Consider the following 18429-nt stretch of genomic DNA (forward strand, 5'->3'; position numbering starts at 1 on the left):
CCGGCGGGGCGGTTATCCCGTCCCAACCGGTATCGCAGCACCGCTGTCGCAGGGACGAAGACCGGCCTGATCCTTTCCGATCAGGAGCTTTCCGATGAGGATATACATATTTGCGCCGCTACTGCTCGCGATCCCCGGCGTTGCCGTCGCCGACCCGTTGAGCTTCGATGATGCGATCGAACGTGCGCTCGCCGACGCACCTGGCATTCGCGCAACCGCGCTGGGCGTCGATGCCGCGCGTTCCGCCGCGCGCTCGGCCGATGCCTTGCCCGATCCGAAGCTGGCGCTCGGCCTCGACAATTTCCCGATCTCCGGCCCGCCGGCGGGGAGCTTCACGCGCGACGAGATGACGATGGCCCGGATCGGCGTGCAGCAGGACATGCCGAACCTCGCCAAGCGCCATGCCCGGCTTGGCCGGGCGCAGGCCGACATCACCGCAGCCGAGGCCGATGCACTGGTGCGGGCGCGCGACGTGCGGCTCGGCGCCGCGCTCGCTTGGACAGACCTCGCCTATGCCGGACGCCGGCTGAAGGCGATCGATAACCTGCTGGGGAGCCTGCGACCGCTGCTCGGAACCGCACCCGCCGGTGTCGCATCGGGCGCGAGCCGCCCCGCCGAGGCGCTGGAGAGCGAGCAGGCACTTGCGGCGCTGGAGGATCGGCGCAGCGAGATCATGGCCGATATCGGCAGGGCACGCGCCGAACTCAGCCGCTGGACCGGCGATCCCTCACCAGAGGCTGTGGGCGAGTTGCCCAGCTTCGCGGTCGATCCTGTCGCCCTTCGCACCGGCCTGGAGCAGAATCCAACCCTGACCGCCGCGCTGGCGCGAAGCGGTCAGGCCGATGCCGATGTCAGACTCGCACGCGCCGAAAAGCGGCCCGACTGGAGCTGGGACGTTGCCTATCAGCGCCGCGATTCGCGCTATGGCGACATGGTCTCGGCGGGCGTGACGATCAGCCTGCCGCTGTTCGCGAGCCGCCGCCAGGACCCGATGATTGCAGCACGGGCGGCGGAGGCCGGGAAGGCACGCGCCGAACAGGAGGATGCACGCCGCGGTCTTGCCGTCGAACTCGATACCGGCCTTGCCGATCATGTCATGCACCATGAACAATGGATGCGGGCCAACGCCACGCTTCTGCCGCTGGCCGAGCAGCAAGTGAGCCTGGAGCGCGCGAGCTATGCCGCCGGGCGTGCTGGTCTCAAGGACGTGCTCAGAGCGCATGTGGCTCTTGCCGATGTTCGGCTCATGACGCTCGACCGCGAGGCTGCGGTGGCCCGCGACGCCGCCCGCCTCAACCTCCTGTTCGGGAGTGACGATCAATGACTCACACCGCATCACCAAAAGCGCGCCTGGCCGCAGTCGGCGCGCTCATCGCCCTCATCGCCGGCATTGGTGGTTACGGCGTTGCGCAGCTAACCGGCAATTCAACCGAGACGCCACCTGCCGCTCAGGACGGGCGCAAGGTGCTTTACTGGTACGACCCGATGGCGCCCGCCCAGCATTTCGACAGGCCGGGCAAGTCGCCGTTCATGGATATGCAGCTCGTCCCCAAATATGCCGACGAGGCTGGCGGCGAGGCGCCCGGTGTCCGGATTGATCCCGCGGCCGCGCAAAGCCTCGGCCTACGCACCGTCGCGGTTCGCAGGGGCGAGCTGACAAGCAGTCTTACCGCCACGGGCTCGATCGACTTCAACCAGCGCGATGTCGCGATCGTCCAGGCGCGCGCGGCAGGTTTCGTGCAACGGGTTTATGGTCGGGCACCGGGCGACGTGGTCGGCCCGGGCGCGCCGCTTGCCGACATCCTCGTGCCCGAATGGGCCGGGGCGCAGGCCGAGTATCTTGCCGTGCGTCGCACCGGCAACGCGGCGTTGGCGCAGGCGGCCCGGCAGCGGCTCGCTTTGCTCGGTATGCCCGCCAGCACGATCGCGTCGGTTGAGCGCGGCGGACGGCCGCATGACGTGATTACCATCTCCACTCCGACGGGAGGTGTCATCAAAACGCTCGGTGTCCGTGCGGGCATGAGCGTGACGGCCGGCCAGACCCTGGCCGAGATCAACGGCCTTGGCACGGTCTGGCTCAACGCCGCCGTGCCCGAGGCCGTCGCCGGCCAGCTCAAGATCGGTCAATCGGCCCAAGCGACACTGGCGGCCTTCCCCGGCGAGACGCTCTTCGGGCGGGTGTCGGCGATCCTGCCAGAAACGCAAACCGACAGCCGAACACTGACCGTCAGGATCGAGTTGCTCAACAGGGGCGGCCGCCTGCGGCCGGGCATGTTCGCGTCCGTGTCATTCGGCGGCGGCGCGCAACCGGCCCTACTCGTGCCGTCCGAGGCCCTGATCCGCACAGGCAAGCGCACGCTTGTCATGCTCGCGCTCGACAAGGGCCGCTACCGGCCTGCCGAGGTGCAGACCGGGCGTGAATCCGGCGCGGACACCGAGATCCTCGCAGGCTTGAGCGAAGGCGAGAAGGTTGTCGCGTCGGGCCAGTTCCTGATCGATTCCGAGGCGAGCCTGTCGGGAGTGGATGCTCGCCCGATCGGTGGCGCCACGCCGACGGTAGCCGCCAAGCCATCATCAACCGAATCTCTCCATGAGACGACGGGCAAGATTGAGGAGATCACCACCAACACCGTGACGCTCAGCCACGAGCCGGTGCCGGCCATCGGCTGGCCCGCGATGACGATGACTTTCCAGCTCGGCAACCCTGCACTGGCGCGTGGCTTGAAGAAAGGCGATCGCGTTCGCTTCTCCTTCGATCAGCCGCCGGCCGGCCCGACGGTGCGGCGCATGGTGAAGGTGGCGGGTCAATGATCGCGGCCCTCATCCGCTGGTCGGTCCGCAACCGCTTCTTCGTCCTGCTCGGCGTGCTAGCGTTGGCGGCGGCCGGACTGTGGGCGGTGCGCTCGACCGCGATCGACGCGCTGCCGGATCTCTCCGACACGCAGGTCATCATCCGCACGAGCTATCCCGGCCAGGCACCGCAGATCGTCGAGAACCAGGTCACTTATCCGCTCACCACCACGATGCTGTCCGTGCCCGGCGCGAAGACGGTGCGCGGCTATTCCTTCTTCGGCGACAGCTTCGTCTATGTGATCTTCGAGGACGGCACCGACCTATATTGGGCGCGCAGCCGCGTGCTCGAATATCTCAATCAGGTGCAAGGCCGATTGCCGGAAACCGCCCGCAGCGCGCTCGGCCCGGATGCAACCGGGGTCGGCTGGGTCTATGAATATGCGCTGGTCGATCGCAGCGGTCGGCACGATCTGTCGCAGCTTCGATCCTTGCAGGACTGGTTCCTCCGCTACGAGCTGAAGACCGTGACCGGCGTCGCCGAGGTCGCGAGCATCGGCGGGATGGTGAAGCAGTATCAGGTCGTGCTCGATCCCGTGAAGCTCACCGCCTACGGTATTACCCACCAACAGGCCGTCGAGGCGATCCGCAACGCCAATCAGGAAGTCGGCGGATCGGTGCTGGAGCTGGCTGAGGCCGAATATATGGTTCGGGCGTCAGGCTATCTGAAGACGCTCGACGACTTCCGCGCCATTCCGCTCCGTACCGCAGCGGGCGGTGTGCCGGTGACGCTTGGCGAGGTCGCCACGATCCAGATCGGCCCCGAGATGCGGCGCGGCATCGCCGAGCTGAACGGCGAAGGCGAAGTGGCGGGCGGCGTGGCTATCCTGCGCTCGGGGAAGAACGCCCGCGAGACGATCGCGGCGGTCAAGGACAAGATCGCCACCTTGAAAGCGAGCCTGCCGCCCGGCGTCGAGATCGTCACCACCTATGATCGCTCCCAGCTCATCGACCGTGCAGTGGAGAATTTGACGCACAAGCTGATCGAGGAGTTCATCGTCGTAGCATTGGTCTGCGCATTGTTCCTCTGGCACGTTCGCTCGGCGCTGGTCGCGATCCTGACCTTGCCACTGGGCGTGCTCGCGGCGTTCGTCGTCATGCGGTTCCAGGGGGTTAATGCCAACATCATGTCGCTCGGCGGCATCGCCATCGCCATCGGCGCGATGGTCGACGCGGCGGTGGTGATGATCGAGAACGCGCACAAGAAGATCGAGCGCTGGGAGCATGATCATCCCGGCGAGACGCTGGCTGGCGAGACACGCTGGACGGTCATCACCGACGCCGCCGCCGAAGTTGGCCCGGCCCTGTTCTTCAGCCTCGTCATCATCACGCTCTCCTTCATCCCCGTGTTCACGCTGGAAGCGCAGGAGGGCCGGTTGTTCGCGCCGCTCGCCTTCACAAAGACCTATGCGATGGCGGGCGCGGCGATCCTGTCGGTGACTTTGGTGCCGGTGCTGATGGGCTGGCTGATCCGCGGCCGTATCCCGGCCGAGCAGGCAAATCCGATCAACCGCGCGCTCACCGCCCTCTATCGTCCCGCGCTCGATTGGACGATGCGGCGGCCAAAGACGGTGCTGCTGATCGCCGCTTTAGTCTTCACTACCACCGCCTTTCCGCTGTCGCGATTGGGGGGCGAATTCATGCCTAATCTTGACGAAGGCGACCTGCTCTACATGCCGTCGGCATTGCCGGGCCTCTCAGCGGCGAAGGCGTCCGAGCTGCTCCAGCAGACCGACCGGCTCATCAAGACCGTACCCGAGGTACAGAGCGTGTTCGGCAAGGCCGGCCGCGCGGAGAGCGCGACCGATCCGGCACCGCTGGAGATGTTCGAGACCACCATCCAGTTCAAGCCCCGCGACCAGTGGCGACCGGGCATGACCCCCGACAGGCTCGTCGAGGAGTTGGACCGCACGGTAAAGCTGCCCGGCCTCGTCAATGTCTGGGTGCCGCCGATCCGCAACCGCATCGATATGCTCGCGACCGGGATCAAGAGCCCGATCGGGGTCAAGGTCTCGGGCGCCGATCTCGCCCAGCTCGACCGCATCGCCCATGATGTCGAGACAGCGGCAAAAACGGTGCCGGGCGTCAGCTCGGCGCTGGCCGAGCGGCTGACCGGCGGACGCTATGTCGACGTCGACATCGATCGTGCAGTCGCTGCGCGTTACGGGCTCAACATCGCCGACGTGCAGGCGATCGTCTCGGGTGCGATCGGTGGCGAGACCATCGGCGAGACGGTTGAGGGCCTGGCGCGCTATCCGATCAGCGTGCGCTATCCGCGCGAGCTGCGCGACAGTCTCGAAGGGCTGCGCGCGCTACCGGTACTTACCCCTTCGGGCCAGCAGATCACTCTCGGCACTGTGGCGAACGTCTCGATCACCGAAGGGCCGCCGATGCTCAAGACCGAGAACGCCCGGCCCTCGACCTGGGTCTATGTCGATGTGCGCGACCGTGATTTGGCATCGGTCGTCGGCGATCTTCAGCGCGCCGTGGCGAAACAGGTGAGGCTCTCGCCGGGCGTCAGCATCGCTTACTCCGGCCAGTTCGAGTACCTCGAACGCGCGGTTGCCAAGCTGAAGCTGGTCGTTCCCGCGACACTGCTGATCATTTTCGTGCTGCTGTACTTGATCTTCCGGCGCTTCGATGAGGCGGCGTTGATCATGGGCACGCTGCCGTTCGCGCTGACCGGCGGCATCTGGACGCTTTGGCTGCTCGGCTTCAATCAATCGGTCGCGACCGGGGTTGGGTTCATCGCGCTCGCCGGGGTCTCAGCCGAGTTCGGCGTGGTGATGCTGATCTACCTCAAGCACGCCTATGAAGATCGCGGCCCGGACCCGGATGCGGCTCAGGTCGAAACAGCGGTGCGCGAGGGTGCGCTTCTGCGGGTCCGGCCCAAGGCGATGACGGTGGCGGTCATCCTTGCCGGCCTGCTGCCGATCCTCTTCGGATCGGGCGCGGGCTCGGAAGTGATGAGCCGGATCGCTGCCCCGATGATCGGCGGCATGCTGACCGCGCCGCTGCTCTCGATGTTCGTCCTTCCCGCCGCCTATCTGCTGCTGCGCCGGCCGAAGACCAAACCCATCCACCAGCCCGTTTAACCTGCAAGGAGAAGACCATGAAGTCTGTGCAATTGGCTATTGCCCTGGGACTCACCACCCTGACCGCCGCTTGCGGCCAGAAGGCCGAATCGCCGCCGTCACCGGAGGCGAACCAGTCATCCGCCATGAATGAGAGCGCAGCCAGCATGGGCAACATGGCGATGCCCACTGAGGCGAAAACCGCCAAGGGCAGCGGCACCGTGACCGCGATCGATAAGGCAGCGGGCAAGATCACGCTCGAGCATCAGGCTATTCCCGAAGCCGGCTGGCCGGCGATGACGATGGCGTTTGATGCCAAGCCTGCCGTCATCGACGGCGTCACGGTCGGCGACAAGGTGACGTTCGATCTGGCGCTCAAGGACGGCGGTGGCGAGGTGACGACGATCAGCAAGCAATAGGATCGGCCGGCCCCAGTGCTTCGATGATGCGGCACTGGGCGACGGTCCCGCCATCGCAGGACAAGATGACCGCGCTCAGCTCGCGCCTAAGCGCGGTCAAGCCGGCAATCTTGCGATCGACCTCGCGCAGATGCTCGGTCGCGATCCGATCGACCGTCGCGCAATCGCGCGTGCGATCATCGGACAGGTCAAGCAAGGCGCGAACCTGCTCGATCGGGAAGCCGAGATCGCGCGCGCGTCGGATGAAGGACAGCCGTGCTAGGTCGCCGGGCAAGTAGGCCCGGTAATTACCACCCGTGCGTGCAGGCGGCGCTATCAGCCCGACCTTCTCATACCAGCGAATCGTCTCGACCTTAGTGCCCGTTGCTTCCGCGAGCTTTCCGATCGTCAGTTTCTCGACCACGGCCCTTGACCCTCTAGCGACTACAGGGTGCATATAGGCTGTCATGTTGATTCGGTCGAGGTGACGATCATGGCCTGCACGAGCTGCCCATCGGACAAGGGCGGCACTCTCAACGACCCCAAGTGGCGGCGCGCGCTATGGATCGCGCTGGCGGTCAACGGGAGCATGTTCGCAATCGAGATGGTGGCGGGCATCGCCGGCGGATCGAAGGCGCTGCAAGCCGACGCGCTCGACTTTTTCGGTGATGCCGCCAACTACGCGATTAGCTTGGGCGTCGCTGGCATGGCGCTCGCATGGCGTGCGCGGGCCGCGTTGCTCAAGGGCGCGACGCTTGCCGTGCTCGGGCTCTACGTGCTTCTCGCCACAGCTTGGGGGATGTTGCACGGTGCCGCACCCCAGTCCGAAATCATGGGCGTGATCGGCGTCGCGGCACTGCTCGCGAACGGCGGGGTAGCGTTGATGCTTTACCGATTCCGAACGGGCGACGCGAACATGCGCTCGGTCTGGATTTGCTCGCGCAACGATGCGATCGGCAACGTCGCCGTTGTGCTTGCAGCGGCGGGCGTGTTCGGGACCGGCACGGCATGGCCCGACCTGATCGTGGCGGCGTTGATGGCATTTCTCGGATTGTGGGGCGGGTTTCAAATCATCGCTCAGGCCCGCGCGGAACTCCGCGCGACCGGCACGCCGCGGACGTCTGCCCTACAACCGTTACAGCAAAGTCGATAGCTGCTAGGAGGCTCGCGATGCACCGATTGTCCGCCCTGTTCCTCTGCCTGATGCTCGCCCTATCATTGGGGCTGGGATCGGCCGCGCGCGCCACGGAAGGCGACGCGTGCATTGAGGTCACGGCGGCGGCGGAGCTGGGACATGTTGCCGACGATGCCGATCAGGTTCCGGCGGACAGCGAAAAGGGCTACCCGCACCATCACGCGGGTTGCCACGGCCACTGTGTCGGATTGCCGATGACGACGGAGTCCGCTGCTTCTCATGCCGCGGCGAGCATGCCCCGTGAAGGCTTCGATGAAAGCCCCTTGGCGTGCGGCTTGGCTCACCCCGCGCTCCGACCACCAATAGCCTGACCGAGTCCTAGCACCCGCCGACATCACCGCGCGGGGTTCGAGGTTCGTCAGGAGTATTCCACCCATGCATCGTATCATTGCGGCCTTTTTGGCCGCTGCGTCGTGCGCGTCGCTCGCGCAGGCGCAGACGGCACCCATTGCCAGTCCGGTCGCGCAGCTCACTTTGGAGCGCGCACTGGAGCTGGCGGGGGCCGTCGCCCCATCCATAGAGGCCGCATCCGCCAGCGTGCGTGCGGCCGAGGCGGCGCGTACCGTCGCCGGCTATCGGCCGAACCCCACGATCGTTGCCGAAACCGAGAATGTCGTCGGCTCCGGTCAGTATCGGGGCTTACGCAGCGCCGAGACGACGGCCGGCCTAGAGCTCCCGATTGAACTCGGGGGCAAGCGCTCCGCCCGCGTGGCAGTCGCTGACGCAGTGAGCGACCGCGCCCGGATCGGCGCGGCGCTGGCGACGGCCGATCTACGACTTGCGATCACCCAAGCCTATATCGAGGCGGTCGCGGCCGAGCGGCGCGTTGTAACGGCGCGCGAGCAGGCCGAAATTGCCCGCGAGGCGTTACGCGCTGCGACGGTTCGCGTGCGGGCGGGCCGAGCCTCCCCAATCGAGCAGCAGCGCGCGGACGTGCTCCGCATCAATGCGGAAGCCACGGAGGAACGCGCCGAGCGGCTGACGATTGTCGCGCGCGACAATCTCGCGCGCCGCATCGGTCAGCCTGTATCGGGACCCCTCGACCTCGCATGGTTCGACCGGGTGGAGGGCTATGGCCCGGCGCTTCGCGTTGCGCCTGCTGGTACGCTCGCACTTGCCGCGGCGCAGGCCGACGTGGCGACTGCTACCGCCCAGGTGCGGCTCGCTCGCGCGCAGCGCGTCCCCGACGTGACGGTAAGCGCGAGCGCGCGCCGGCTGGAGGAGACCAACGACGTTGCCGCGGTATTTGGGGTCTCCGTGCCGTTCCCCGTGTTCAATCGGGGGGGCGCGGCCGTGACCCAGGCGAATGCCGAGCGCGACCAGGCCGAGGCGTTGCGCCGCGCGGCCGAGCTGGACACGGCGCAGGCGCTCGCGAACGCCGAGGCCGAAGTAGCGAACGCCGCCACGACCGCCCGCGCCGCAAGCGGCCCCGCGCTGGCGGCGGCGCAGGAGGCCGCGCGTATCGCGCGCATCGGCTATCGCGAGGGCAAGTTCGGCCAGCTCGACCTACTCGATGCTGAGCGCACGCTTTCCGAAACCCGCACGGCCGCGATCGACGCGCTCGCCGCCTACCGCGACGCCCAGGCTCATCGGAACCGTCTAGCGACGGCCGCGCCCGACCTTTCGAGGAACTGATTCCATGATGACCACTGCCAAGCGGGCGACATTGCCCGTCACCCTAGCCCTGTTGCTTACCGCGTGCGGCGGGGGCCAGGAGACCGGCAACGAGATTGCCGCCAACACAACCGAGGAAGTCGGCCACAACGAAGCAGAGGGCGCGCATGAGGGCGAGGCGGCGGCTCCCGAGGGTACGATCACGTTGACCTCCCGACAGATCGTCGCGGCCGGCATCCAGATCGAGCGGCCGAGCGTGGCGGGCGGCGGCGGGGTGCTGACGCTCCCCGCGACGATAGAGGGCGACCCGCAGGGGACGCAGGCCGTATCCGCCGCCATTGGCGGGCGGATCGTGTCGCTCACCCGCAACCTTGGACAGTCGATCGGCCGCGGTCAGACACTCGCCATCATCGAGAGCCGCGAGGCGGCATCCTTGAAGGCCGAAGTGGAGGCGGCGCGCGCGCGATCGGCGCTCGCGCAGTCCAACCTTCGCCGCGAGCAGCGACTGTTCGCCGAGCGCGTCTCCCCCGAGCAGGATCTGATCGCGGCGCGCACGGCCGCCACCGAGGCGAACATCGCGCTCCGTCTCGCGCAGCAGCAGGTAGCGGCGGCGGGCGGCGGCGGCGGCGCGCTCAATCGCATCGGCATCGCGTCGCCGATCGGCGGCCAGGTGATCGCGCGCCGCGTCGTGCTGGGGCAGACGGTCGCGGCCGACGCCGAGCTGTTCCGGGTCGCGAACCTGTCCCAGGTGGCGGTGACGGTCTCCCTATCCCCCGCCGATGCCGGCCTGGTCCGGCCGGGATCGCCAGTAGCGATCACCGCCGGGGGGCGTCGCTCGACCGCCCGCGTCAGCTTCGTATCGCCGGTGCTGGACGAAACCACGCGCCAGGTGCCCGTCATCGCGTTAGTCGACAACCGCGCAGGCCAATGGCGCGTCGGCGAGCCGGTTACGGCCGCGATCCAACTCCCCGGTGCCGGCAGCGGCACCGTGACCGTGCCGGCCGCGGCCGTGCAGTCGATCGAGAACCGATCGGTGGTCTTCGTGCGGACGCCCACGGGCTTCAAGGCGACCCCCGTCGTGGTCGGGCAGGCCAGCGGATCGAATGTCGTCATCACGTCCGGACTGACCGGCCGCGAGGAGATCGCAGGCACGGGCACCTTCACCCTCAAGGCCGAACTCGGAAAAGGTGAAGCGGAGCACGAGGACTAAGCCATGATCGACCGTATCGTCACCTTCTCAGTCGAGCGGCGCTGGTTCGTCCTGCTCGTCACAGCCATCGCCGCGATCATTGGGGGATGGGCACTCGCCCGCCTGCCCATCGACGCGGTTCCCGACATCACCAACAATCAGGTGCAGATCAACGTCCGCGCGCCTTCCCTCTCCCCCGAGCTGGTGGAGAAGCAGGTTGCGTTCCCGATCGAAACAGCGCTCGCCGGCGTGCCCGGCCTTGAGAATACCCGGTCGCTCAGCCGCAACGGTTTCGCCCAGGTGACGGCCGTGTTCAGCGAGGGCACCGATATCTACTTCGCCCGTCAGCAGGTAGCCGAGCGGCTACGCACCGCCGAGGAGAACTTGCCCTCCGGCGCGGTCCCCGAAATGGGGCCGATCGCGACCGGCTTGGGCGAGGTCTATATGTGGACCGTCCGCCTTGCGCATAGACCGGAGGACAAGCACAGGGCCGGGCAGCCCGGCATCCAGCCGGACGGCAGCTATATCACCCCCGAGGGCGAACGGCTGACCACCCAGGCCGAGCAGGCAACCTATCTCCGAACGGTTCAGGACTGGATCGTCACTCCGCTCCTGAAGAACACGGAAGGGCTCGCCGGCATCGATACGATTGGCGGCTATGTGAAGCAATATCAGGTCGTCCCCGACATGCAGCGGCTGGCGGCCCTCCGCTTGAGCTTGGACAACCTCGCGAACGCCTTGGAGCAGAACAACACGGGCGTCGGCGCCGGTGTCGTGGACCGCAACGGCGAGGGGCTGGCGGTGCGCTCGGATGCCCGCATCGCGGACGCGAGCGAACTGGCGCGCACCGTCGTTGCGACCCGCGAGGGCGTGCCCATCCTCTTGAATCAGGTCGCGACCGTGAAGATCGGTCAGGCGATCCGGATGGGTTCCGCTTCCGAGAACGGCCGCGAGGTGGTCGTCGGCACCGCGGTCATGCGGATCGGCGAGAATAGCCGCGCCGTGGCTTCGGCCGTCGCCGACCGCCTGGAGGAGATCAACGCCTCGCTTCCCACCGACGTGATCGTGCAGCCGGTCCTTGATCGTACCGCCCTCGTCAACTCGACGATCAAAACGGTTGCGAAGAACCTCTCCGAAGGCGCGCTCCTCGTCATTGTCGTGCTGTTCCTGTTACTCGGTAACTTCCGCGCGGCGATGATCGCGGCCTTGGTCATCCCAATCACCATGCTGCTGACCAGCTTCGGGATGCTTCGGGGCGGCGTGTCGGCGAACCTGATGAGCTTGGGCGCACTCGACTTCGGCCTGATCGTCGACGGCGCGGTCATCATTGTGGAGAACGCGCTACGGCGCATCGGCGAGCGCCAGCACCATAAGGGTCGGCTGCTCGACTTGGACGAGCGCCTGTCGGTGATTGCGAGCGCGGCGCGCGAGATGATCCGCCCGTCCGTGTACGGCCAGGCTATCATCATTCTCGTCTATGTGCCGCTGCTCACGCTTTCCGGGGTGGAGGGTAAGACGTTCACGCCGATGGCGCTGACCGTCATCATCGCGCTCGCCTTCGCGTTCGTCCTGTCGCTGACCTTCGTGCCCGCCATGCTCGCAATCTGGCTCAGCAAGCCGGTCGATGAAAAGGAAGGCCGGATCATGACGTGGCTAAAAGCGCGCTACGAGCCCGGCCTTACCCAAGCGATGCGCCGACCGACGATGACGGTGGGTGTCGCGATTGGCGCGTTCCTGCTCGCGATCGGGGCCTATAGCAGCTTGGGCCAGGAGTTCCTGCCGCAGCTCGATGAAGGCGACGTACTCGTCCAGGCGCTCCGCATTCCCGGCACGTCGGTTGAACAGGCTCAGACGATGCAGTTCCAGGTGGAAAAGGCCGTAGCAGCCGTGCCCGAGGTCCGGTTTGTGTTCTCGAAAACGGGCACGGCCGAGTTGGCGTCGGACCCCATGCCGCCCAACGTGTCGGACACCTTCATCATCATGAAGCCGCGTGACGCGTGGCCCGACCCGAAACTTGCCAAGGTCGAGCTGGTGGAGAAGATCGAGGCGGCGTTGTCGGTGCTTCCCGGCAATGCCTACGAGATCACCCAGCCGATCCAGATGCGGTTCAACGAGCTGATCGCGGGCGTCCGCAGCGATGTAGCGGTCAAGGTGTTCGGCGATGACTTCGCGCAGATGACCGCGACCGCCAATCAGATCGCGGGCATCCTCCGAGACGTGGAGGGAGCCGCCGACGTGAAGGTGGAGCAGACCGAAGGACTCCCCATGCTCGACATTCGGCCGAACCGAGACGCGATGGCGCGGTTGGGGATCACCGCGCGCGCGATGCAGGACACGGTCGCCGCCGCAATTGGCGGGCGCGACGCTGGCATGATCTTCGAGGGCGACCGGCGGTTCGCGGTGACGATCCGGTTGGGCGACGCGCAGCGGGCGAATTTCGAGACGCTAGGCCAAGTGCCGGTGCCGACCCCCGACGGCGCGTTCGTGCCGCTGGCGAGCGTCGCCGACATTGTGGTGACGGAAGGCCCGAACCAGATCAGCCGCGAGAACGGCAAGCGCCGCGTCGTGGTGCAGGCGAACGTGCGCGGACGCGACGTGACGAGCGTTGTCGCCGACGCGCAGGCGAAGATTAGCCAACAGGTCCGTTTGCCGGCCGGCACCTATCTCGAATGGGGCGGCGCGTTCGAAAACCTGGCGTCCGCGCGCGCGCGGCTGGCGCTGGTCGTGCCGGCCTGCTTCGCGCTTATCCTGCTCTTGCTCTACGGGGCGCTCGGCAGCGTCCGCGAGGCGGCGATCGTCTTCACGGGCGTGCCCTTGGCGCTGGTGGGCGGCGCGCTCGCGTTATTCCTGAGGGGGATGCCATTCTCCATATCGGCGGCGGTGGGGTTCATCGCCCTGTCGGGCATCGCGGTCCTGAACGGACTTGTGATGGTCACGTCGATTCAGGACTTGATGGCGCGGGGCATGGCGCGCGCCCAGGCGGCGCATGAAGGCGCGATCGCCCGGCTCAGGCCCGTGGTGATGACCGCGCTCGTCGCCTCGCTCGGCTTCGTACCGATGGCGCTTGCTACCGGCGCGGGAGCTGAAGTCCAGAAACCGCTCGCCACGGTGGTGATCGGCGGACTCATATCCGCCACCCTGCTCACCCTGTTCGTGCTGCCGACCCTCTATGCCCGGTTCGGCAGGCGCGAAGCTCCCGTACCCTCGGCCGACTACTCCTCTCCTTCCGCGTCTTTGGCATCGGAGTGACGGCATGAGCGAGGAAAGTTTCAAGCTCGACACGGCCGACAAGCGCCGGACGCTCTGGATCGTCCTTCTGCTCAATCTCGCCCTCGCGGCGGGGTTTGGCGTGACGGGCGTGCTAGCTGATTCGAGCGCGTTGATCGCCAACGGCCTCGACAACGCTTCCGATGCCATCGTCTATGTCATCAGCTTGCTCGCGCTGGCCCGTTCGCCCAAATGGAAGCGGGGAGCGGCGATCACGTCGGGAGTGCTGCTCCTGGTGTTCGCCGCGGGCGTGCTGTTCGACGCGGGCCGGCGCTACTTCACCGGCAGCGAGCCAATCGGCCCCACCATGATCGGCATGGCGATCGTCGCGGCAATCGTGAACGGTCTGTGCCTGTGGTTGTTGAAGCGGTTGCGCGAGCCGGACGTGAACCTTCGTGCGGCAACTACCTTCAGCTTCAACGATTTCATATCGAACGGGGGCATTGTGGTCGCCGGTGGGATCGTGATTTGGACGGGTCAAAACTGGCCGGATCTGGTGCTCGGCGTCGCGGTCGCCTGTATCGCTATCAAGGGCGGCATCACAATTCTGAAGGACGCCCGCTCCGATGCGATCGAAAGTAAGGAGCGCGCTCGGTTAACAAGTTGAGTTCATAGAGTTGCGATGGCGTAGCAAAGCTGACGAATATCGAACGACACAAAGACGACCTCAATCCGTATGCTCATGCCGGTGATGCAGGTCAGGATAGTGCGGATGGCCTTGGATCAGCCGGGCGGCATGGTGGTGGACGTGCAAATCGCCGGGTGGATCGTCCGTGCCTCCCTCCCTTTCTGGCTTCAATAACGTGCGAAGATTTTCTGTCCGCTCGGCCCAAAAGCAACAACGCTGTAGGGCTGGCCTTTCATTCCCGGCACTTCCATGCCCGGCGAGCCGATCGGCATCCCGCCAACAGCGAGACCTTTGACACCCGCCGGACGCGTCGCGAGCGCCCGTTTCATATCGGCAATGGGTACATGCCCCTCGAACGCCATGCCGTCGATGATTGCGGTGTGGCAGGATGACAGCGCGGCTGGGACGCCAAGTCGGGTCTTCAGCCGAGCGCGGTTCGAATCGTCGACCATTCGCAAGTCGCGTTTGAATTGCACTTTCACCTGCTTGGCCCATTCTTCGCAGCAGCCGCAGCCGGGATCGCGATGAACCACAATGGGTTCAGTCGCCATCGCCACTGCGGGCAGCGCAAGCGCCAACGCGGTAGCGACCATGCGGATTGTTCTCATCGGGCTTCTCCCATTTGAATTAAGCGCGAATTATCGGCGCGACAGCATTGCTTCCATCTGCGCGATTTCTTCGCGCTGCGACGTGATGATCTCATCGCATAACGAGATCAGGGTGGGGTCGGTGAGCGAGGCCTGCTCGCACATCAGGATCGCGCCCGAATGGTGCGGAATCATCGAGCGCAGGAACGCGGTATCATCGATCGTCGTCTGGGTGCGGATCAGCGCAAAGCTGCCGAAGAATGCGACGGCGGACCCGACAAGTAGCAGCGCATTGATTCGCTTCGACGGAAACATGTCGCGCATCGCGAGGGTCATGAGCACCACCATCGGCGCGACCATCATCAGCGTCATGTAGAACATGTTGAGGTTGTTGTAGAAGCTCGACAGCCGGTCGATCATCACGAACATCACCAGATACATGATGACCCCGCTGATCACGGTTTGCAGTGCGAGGCTGCGATAGGAACTCTTCATGGACACTCTCCTTGCCGTTCTCCCGGCTCGGACGCTTAGAACCAGGCTCTGATCCCCACGACGAAGCTGGTCGTCGATGGGTCCTCGCCCGCCGCGCGGGCGAAGTCGGCGGTGCGGCCGAACTTCGAGGAATGCGAGACGCCGATATAGGGCGCGAACTCGCGTGCGATTTCGTAGCGCAGGCGTAGACCGAACTCGGCATCGGAAAGCCCCGCGCCGACCCCGCTTTCGATCACATCCTGCGCCGCCAGGTTGAACTCGACGCGCGGCTGCAGGATCAGGCGCTGGGTGATGCGCTGATCGTAGCTTGCCGCGAGCCGCCCGAGCACATCGCCCTTGGTCGATACGAAGGCATGTGCCTCGACTTCGAACCAATAGGGCGCCAATCCCTCGATGCCGAAGGCGGCATAGGTGCGCGCCTTTGGTTCGAAATCATGGCGGATACCGCCCTGAAGATTGAAATACGGCCCGATCGCGCGGCTGTAGAGCGCCTGGGCCTCCGCATCCTCGACCGACTCGCCGAAACTGCCTTCGCCCTCGGTCTTTACGACCAGCCGATTGATGTCGCCGCCAAACCAGCCTTCTCCCTCCCAGCGATAGCCCTCGCGTCCCTGGCGAATCTGGAGTTCGGCGACATCGATCATCACCTGGCTGAAGGTGCCGCCGCCATGCCCGCGGCGCAGGTCGGCGCGCGCTCCGATCATTGCGTCGCGACCCCAAACCCGGTCGGCATAGCTCGGCTCGGGGGCTGCGGGGGCGGGAGCGTTCCCCGCGGACAGCGCGGTGCCGCCGGTCCCCATGTCGTGCGCCTCCGTCGTCATGCCGGGCATTGCCGACATGTCATGGCCGGCATGCGGATCGGCGCTGGTGGGCGGTGTCGCAGTCGAAGTCGCTGTCGAAGGGGTACAGTGCCCCATTTCGGCGTGTTCGGGGGGACAATCCGGATCGCCCGTTGTTGTTTGCGTCGCCGGCTTGGCAGAAACCGGGGCAGGATTGGTAGCAGGTCGCGCAGCCGGCTTTTCTGCCGGACGTGGCCTTGCCGCCGGCTTGGGCTTGGGGGCGGGCTTCGCCGGCATCTTCATGCCGGGCATGTTCGAATGGTCCATCGTCTGTGCGGCGGCGGGTGCCGCCAGCGCGATCGCGGAGGCGGCGGCGAGGAGCAGAAGCGTCTTCATGCGTCGTCTCCTCCGCGTGGCCGGACGGTGACGACCTGCATCATCCCCGCATGCATGTGGTAAAGCATATGGCAGTGGAAGGCCCAGTCGCCGACCGCGTCGGTGGTCACGTCAAATGTTACCGTCCCGCCTGGCTGGACCTGCACCGTGTGCTTTCGCGGTGCATATTCGCCGTGGCCGGTGACAAGCTCGAAGAAATGGCCGTGAAGATGGATCGGGTGGCCCATCATCGTGTCGTTGACGAGCGTTACGCGCACCCGTTCGTCCTTGAGAAACGGGATCGGCTCCTTGACCTCGTTCAATTTCTCGCCGTCGAACGCCCACATATAGCGTTCCATGTTGCCGGTGAGGTGGATCTGCATCGCCCGGTCGGGCGCGCGGAGATCCGGATTGCGGTCCACCGCCATCAAGTCGCGGTAGACCAACACCTTGTGCCCGACGTCCGCCAGCCCCTGACCGGGCTCGCCGGTCCGGTCCATCGGCATTGGCGAAATAGTCTGAACGGTCGGCGTCTTCTTGACCTCGGGGGCGACCGAGAAATCGCGCATCGAATGATTCATGCCGGCCATCGCACCGCCGGCAGCGTCTTGTACCGCGCTGGAATGATCCATACCGGCCATCGACCCCGCCGAGTTCGTGACAGGCGCAGGCGTGCAGTGCCCCATCGCGGCATGCTCGGGTGCGCAACCGCCGCTGGTCGCGGCGGCGCCCGCGCCACCGCCAGCCATCGCGCCGTGATCCATGCCGGACATGTCGCCCATTCCCATGTCCTTCATGTCGGCGAGCGGACGCGGCCTCAGCGGCGGCACCTCGGCGGCCATCCCCTCGCGCGGGGCAAGCGTCGCCCGGGCCATGCCCGATCGATCGACGCTCTCACCGACGAGCGTGTAGGCGCGGTCGTCGGCGGGTTCGACGATCACGTCATAGGTTTCGGCGACCGCGATCTGGAATTCATCGACCGTGACGGGCCGCACATTGAGCCCGTCAGACTGAACGACGGTGAGCTTCAACCCCGGAATGCGGACGTTGAAGGTCGTCATCGCCGACGCGTTGATCACCCGCAGCCGCACCCGTTCGCCGGGCGTGAACAGGCCGGTCCAATTGTCGCGCGGGCCATGGCCATTGACGAGAAAGGAATAGGTCGAGCCAGTCACGTCGGAAACGTCGGTCGGGTCCATCCGCATCTTGCCCCATTCGAGGCGTTCCTTGGCCGACTGGCCTTCACCGCGCAGCAGATCGGCCAGAGTCTGCTTTTGAAAATTGAAATAGCCGCCCTGCTGCTTGAGCTTCCTGAAGATGATGTGCGGGTGCATTTCGCTGTGATCGGACAGCACGATGACATGTTCACGGTCCGACCGGATCGGGTCTTCGCCTGCCGGGTCGATCACGATCGGGCCGTAATGGCCGAGTTGCTCCTGCAAGCCCGAATGGCTGTGATACCAGTAGGTGCCGGCCTGCTGGATCGGGAATTCATAGGTGAAGGTCGATCGCGGCTTGATGCCCGGAAAGCTGATGCCCGGCACGCCGTCCATGTGAAATGGCAGGATCAGACCATGCCAGTGGATCGAGCTGTCTTCATCGAGTGCGTTCTCGACGTGCAGCCGGACATTCTGTCCCTCGCGCAGGCGGACAAGCGGGGCAGGCACGGTCCCATTGATGCCGATCGCATGGCTTGTCCGCCCATCGATCGTCATCATCTGGTGCGCGATGCGCAGACGGATATCTTCCCCCGATACGATCGGCAACGGTCGCACGATACCGGCAGACACCGGCTGCGCCCAAGCCGGGAACCAAGGGGCCAGAGCGGCAGTGCCGCCCAAGGCGGCGGTGCCGCGCAAGAGCGCCCGGCGATCGATCAATGCGGTCATGTTACATCCCGAAGTGGCAGTCATGAGAGATACGCGCAGGATCGCCCCACCCCTCAATGACCCCGAATTTTCTCAGGAGGCGCAAATGG

Annotated in this window: 15 protein-coding genes; 10 read left to right on the top strand and 5 right to left on the bottom strand. The window is 65.9% G+C overall.

From position 1 onward, the window contains the following. Window positions 1-94 precede the first annotated feature (94 nt). The 4 genes from WFR25_RS15840 to WFR25_RS15855 are packed head-to-tail and all read left to right on the top strand — an operon-like array spanning window position 95 to window position 6343. Complete coding sequence (locus WFR25_RS15840; RefSeq protein ID WP_119036679.1) at window positions 95-1324, top strand: TolC family protein; 1230 nt, start codon at window positions 95-97, stop codon at window positions 1322-1324. Next, complete coding sequence (locus WFR25_RS15845; protein ID WP_119036680.1) at window positions 1321-2811, top strand: efflux RND transporter periplasmic adaptor subunit; 1491 nt, start codon at window positions 1321-1323, stop codon at window positions 2809-2811. The genes WFR25_RS15840 and WFR25_RS15845 overlap by 4 nt, the downstream gene beginning before the upstream one ends. Then, entirely contained in the window at window positions 2808-5945 is a 3138-nt protein-coding gene (locus WFR25_RS15850; protein ID WP_119036681.1) for an efflux RND transporter permease subunit, read from the top strand. Before WFR25_RS15845 ends, WFR25_RS15850 begins: the two co-directional genes overlap by 4 nt. A gap of 17 nt (window positions 5946-5962) precedes the next feature. Next, window positions 5963-6343, top strand: coding sequence for a copper-binding protein (locus WFR25_RS15855; protein WP_119036682.1), 381 nt, complete (start codon window positions 5963-5965; stop codon window positions 6341-6343). Here the strand turns inward: WFR25_RS15855 and WFR25_RS15860 are convergent. Beyond that, window positions 6330-6746, bottom strand: a complete 417-nt coding sequence (locus tag WFR25_RS15860) for a MerR family transcriptional regulator (RefSeq protein ID WP_245968600.1) — start codon at window positions 6744-6746, stop codon at window positions 6330-6332. The genes WFR25_RS15855 and WFR25_RS15860 overlap by 14 nt on opposite strands. Window positions 6747-6815: 69 nt before the next feature. On the opposite strand from WFR25_RS15860, the gene WFR25_RS15865 reads away from it, so the two are divergent. The 6 genes from WFR25_RS15865 (at window position 6816) to WFR25_RS15890 (ending at window position 14194) form a co-directional block, all read left to right on the top strand. Beyond that, the gene (locus WFR25_RS15865) at window positions 6816-7475 is read left to right on the top strand and encodes a cation efflux transmembrane domain-containing protein (protein ID WP_119037246.1); all 660 of its coding nucleotides are present in this window, start codon (window positions 6816-6818) and stop codon (window positions 7473-7475) included. 17 nt (window positions 7476-7492) lie between these two features. Then, window positions 7493-7828 carry a hypothetical protein gene (locus WFR25_RS15870; RefSeq protein WP_147373716.1) on the top strand — a complete coding sequence of 112 codons (336 nt, stop codon included), beginning with the start codon at window positions 7493-7495 and terminating at the stop codon, window positions 7826-7828. A gap of 64 nt (window positions 7829-7892) precedes the next feature. Continuing rightward, window positions 7893-9152, top strand: coding sequence for a TolC family protein (locus tag WFR25_RS15875; RefSeq protein WP_119036684.1), 1260 nt, complete (start codon window positions 7893-7895; stop codon window positions 9150-9152). Between the two features lie 7 nt (window positions 9153-9159). Further along, on the top strand, window positions 9160-10341 hold the full coding sequence (locus tag WFR25_RS15880; protein WP_119037247.1) for an efflux RND transporter periplasmic adaptor subunit: 1182 nt from the start codon (window positions 9160-9162) through the stop codon (window positions 10339-10341). A gap of 3 nt (window positions 10342-10344) precedes the next feature. Beyond that, window positions 10345-13569: an efflux RND transporter permease subunit gene (locus WFR25_RS15885; RefSeq protein WP_119036685.1), complete on the top strand. Its 3225-nt coding sequence runs from the start codon at window positions 10345-10347 to the stop codon at window positions 13567-13569. A gap of 4 nt (window positions 13570-13573) precedes the next feature. Beyond that, window positions 13574-14194, top strand: coding sequence for a cation diffusion facilitator family transporter (locus WFR25_RS15890; protein ID WP_119036686.1), 621 nt, complete (start codon window positions 13574-13576; stop codon window positions 14192-14194). Window positions 14195-14382: 188 nt separating this feature from the next. On the opposite strand, the gene WFR25_RS15895 is transcribed toward WFR25_RS15890, so the two are convergent. From WFR25_RS15895 to WFR25_RS15910, 4 genes are read right to left on the bottom strand one after another with little or no spacing between them, the layout of a single operon-like run. Beyond that, window positions 14383-14808, bottom strand: coding sequence for a DUF411 domain-containing protein (locus tag WFR25_RS15895; RefSeq protein ID WP_336972240.1), 426 nt, complete (start codon window positions 14806-14808; stop codon window positions 14383-14385). Window positions 14809-14853: 45 nt separating this feature from the next. After that, window positions 14854-15297, bottom strand: coding sequence for a DUF305 domain-containing protein (locus WFR25_RS15900; RefSeq protein ID WP_119037248.1), 444 nt, complete (start codon window positions 15295-15297; stop codon window positions 14854-14856). Between the two features lie 35 nt (window positions 15298-15332). After that, window positions 15333-16472: a copper resistance protein B gene (locus WFR25_RS15905; protein WP_119036688.1), complete on the bottom strand. Its 1140-nt coding sequence runs from the start codon at window positions 16470-16472 to the stop codon at window positions 15333-15335. Next, the gene (locus WFR25_RS15910; RefSeq protein ID WP_119036689.1) at window positions 16469-18340 is read right to left on the bottom strand and encodes a copper resistance system multicopper oxidase; all 1872 of its coding nucleotides are present in this window, start codon (window positions 18338-18340) and stop codon (window positions 16469-16471) included. Before WFR25_RS15910 ends, WFR25_RS15905 begins: the two co-directional genes overlap by 4 nt. Window positions 18341-18429: the final 89 nt, after the last annotated feature.

The sequence above is a fragment of the Sphingobium aromaticiconvertens genome (assembly GCF_037154075.1).
GTDB classification, from domain to species: domain Bacteria; phylum Pseudomonadota; class Alphaproteobacteria; order Sphingomonadales; family Sphingomonadaceae; genus Sphingobium; species Sphingobium aromaticiconvertens.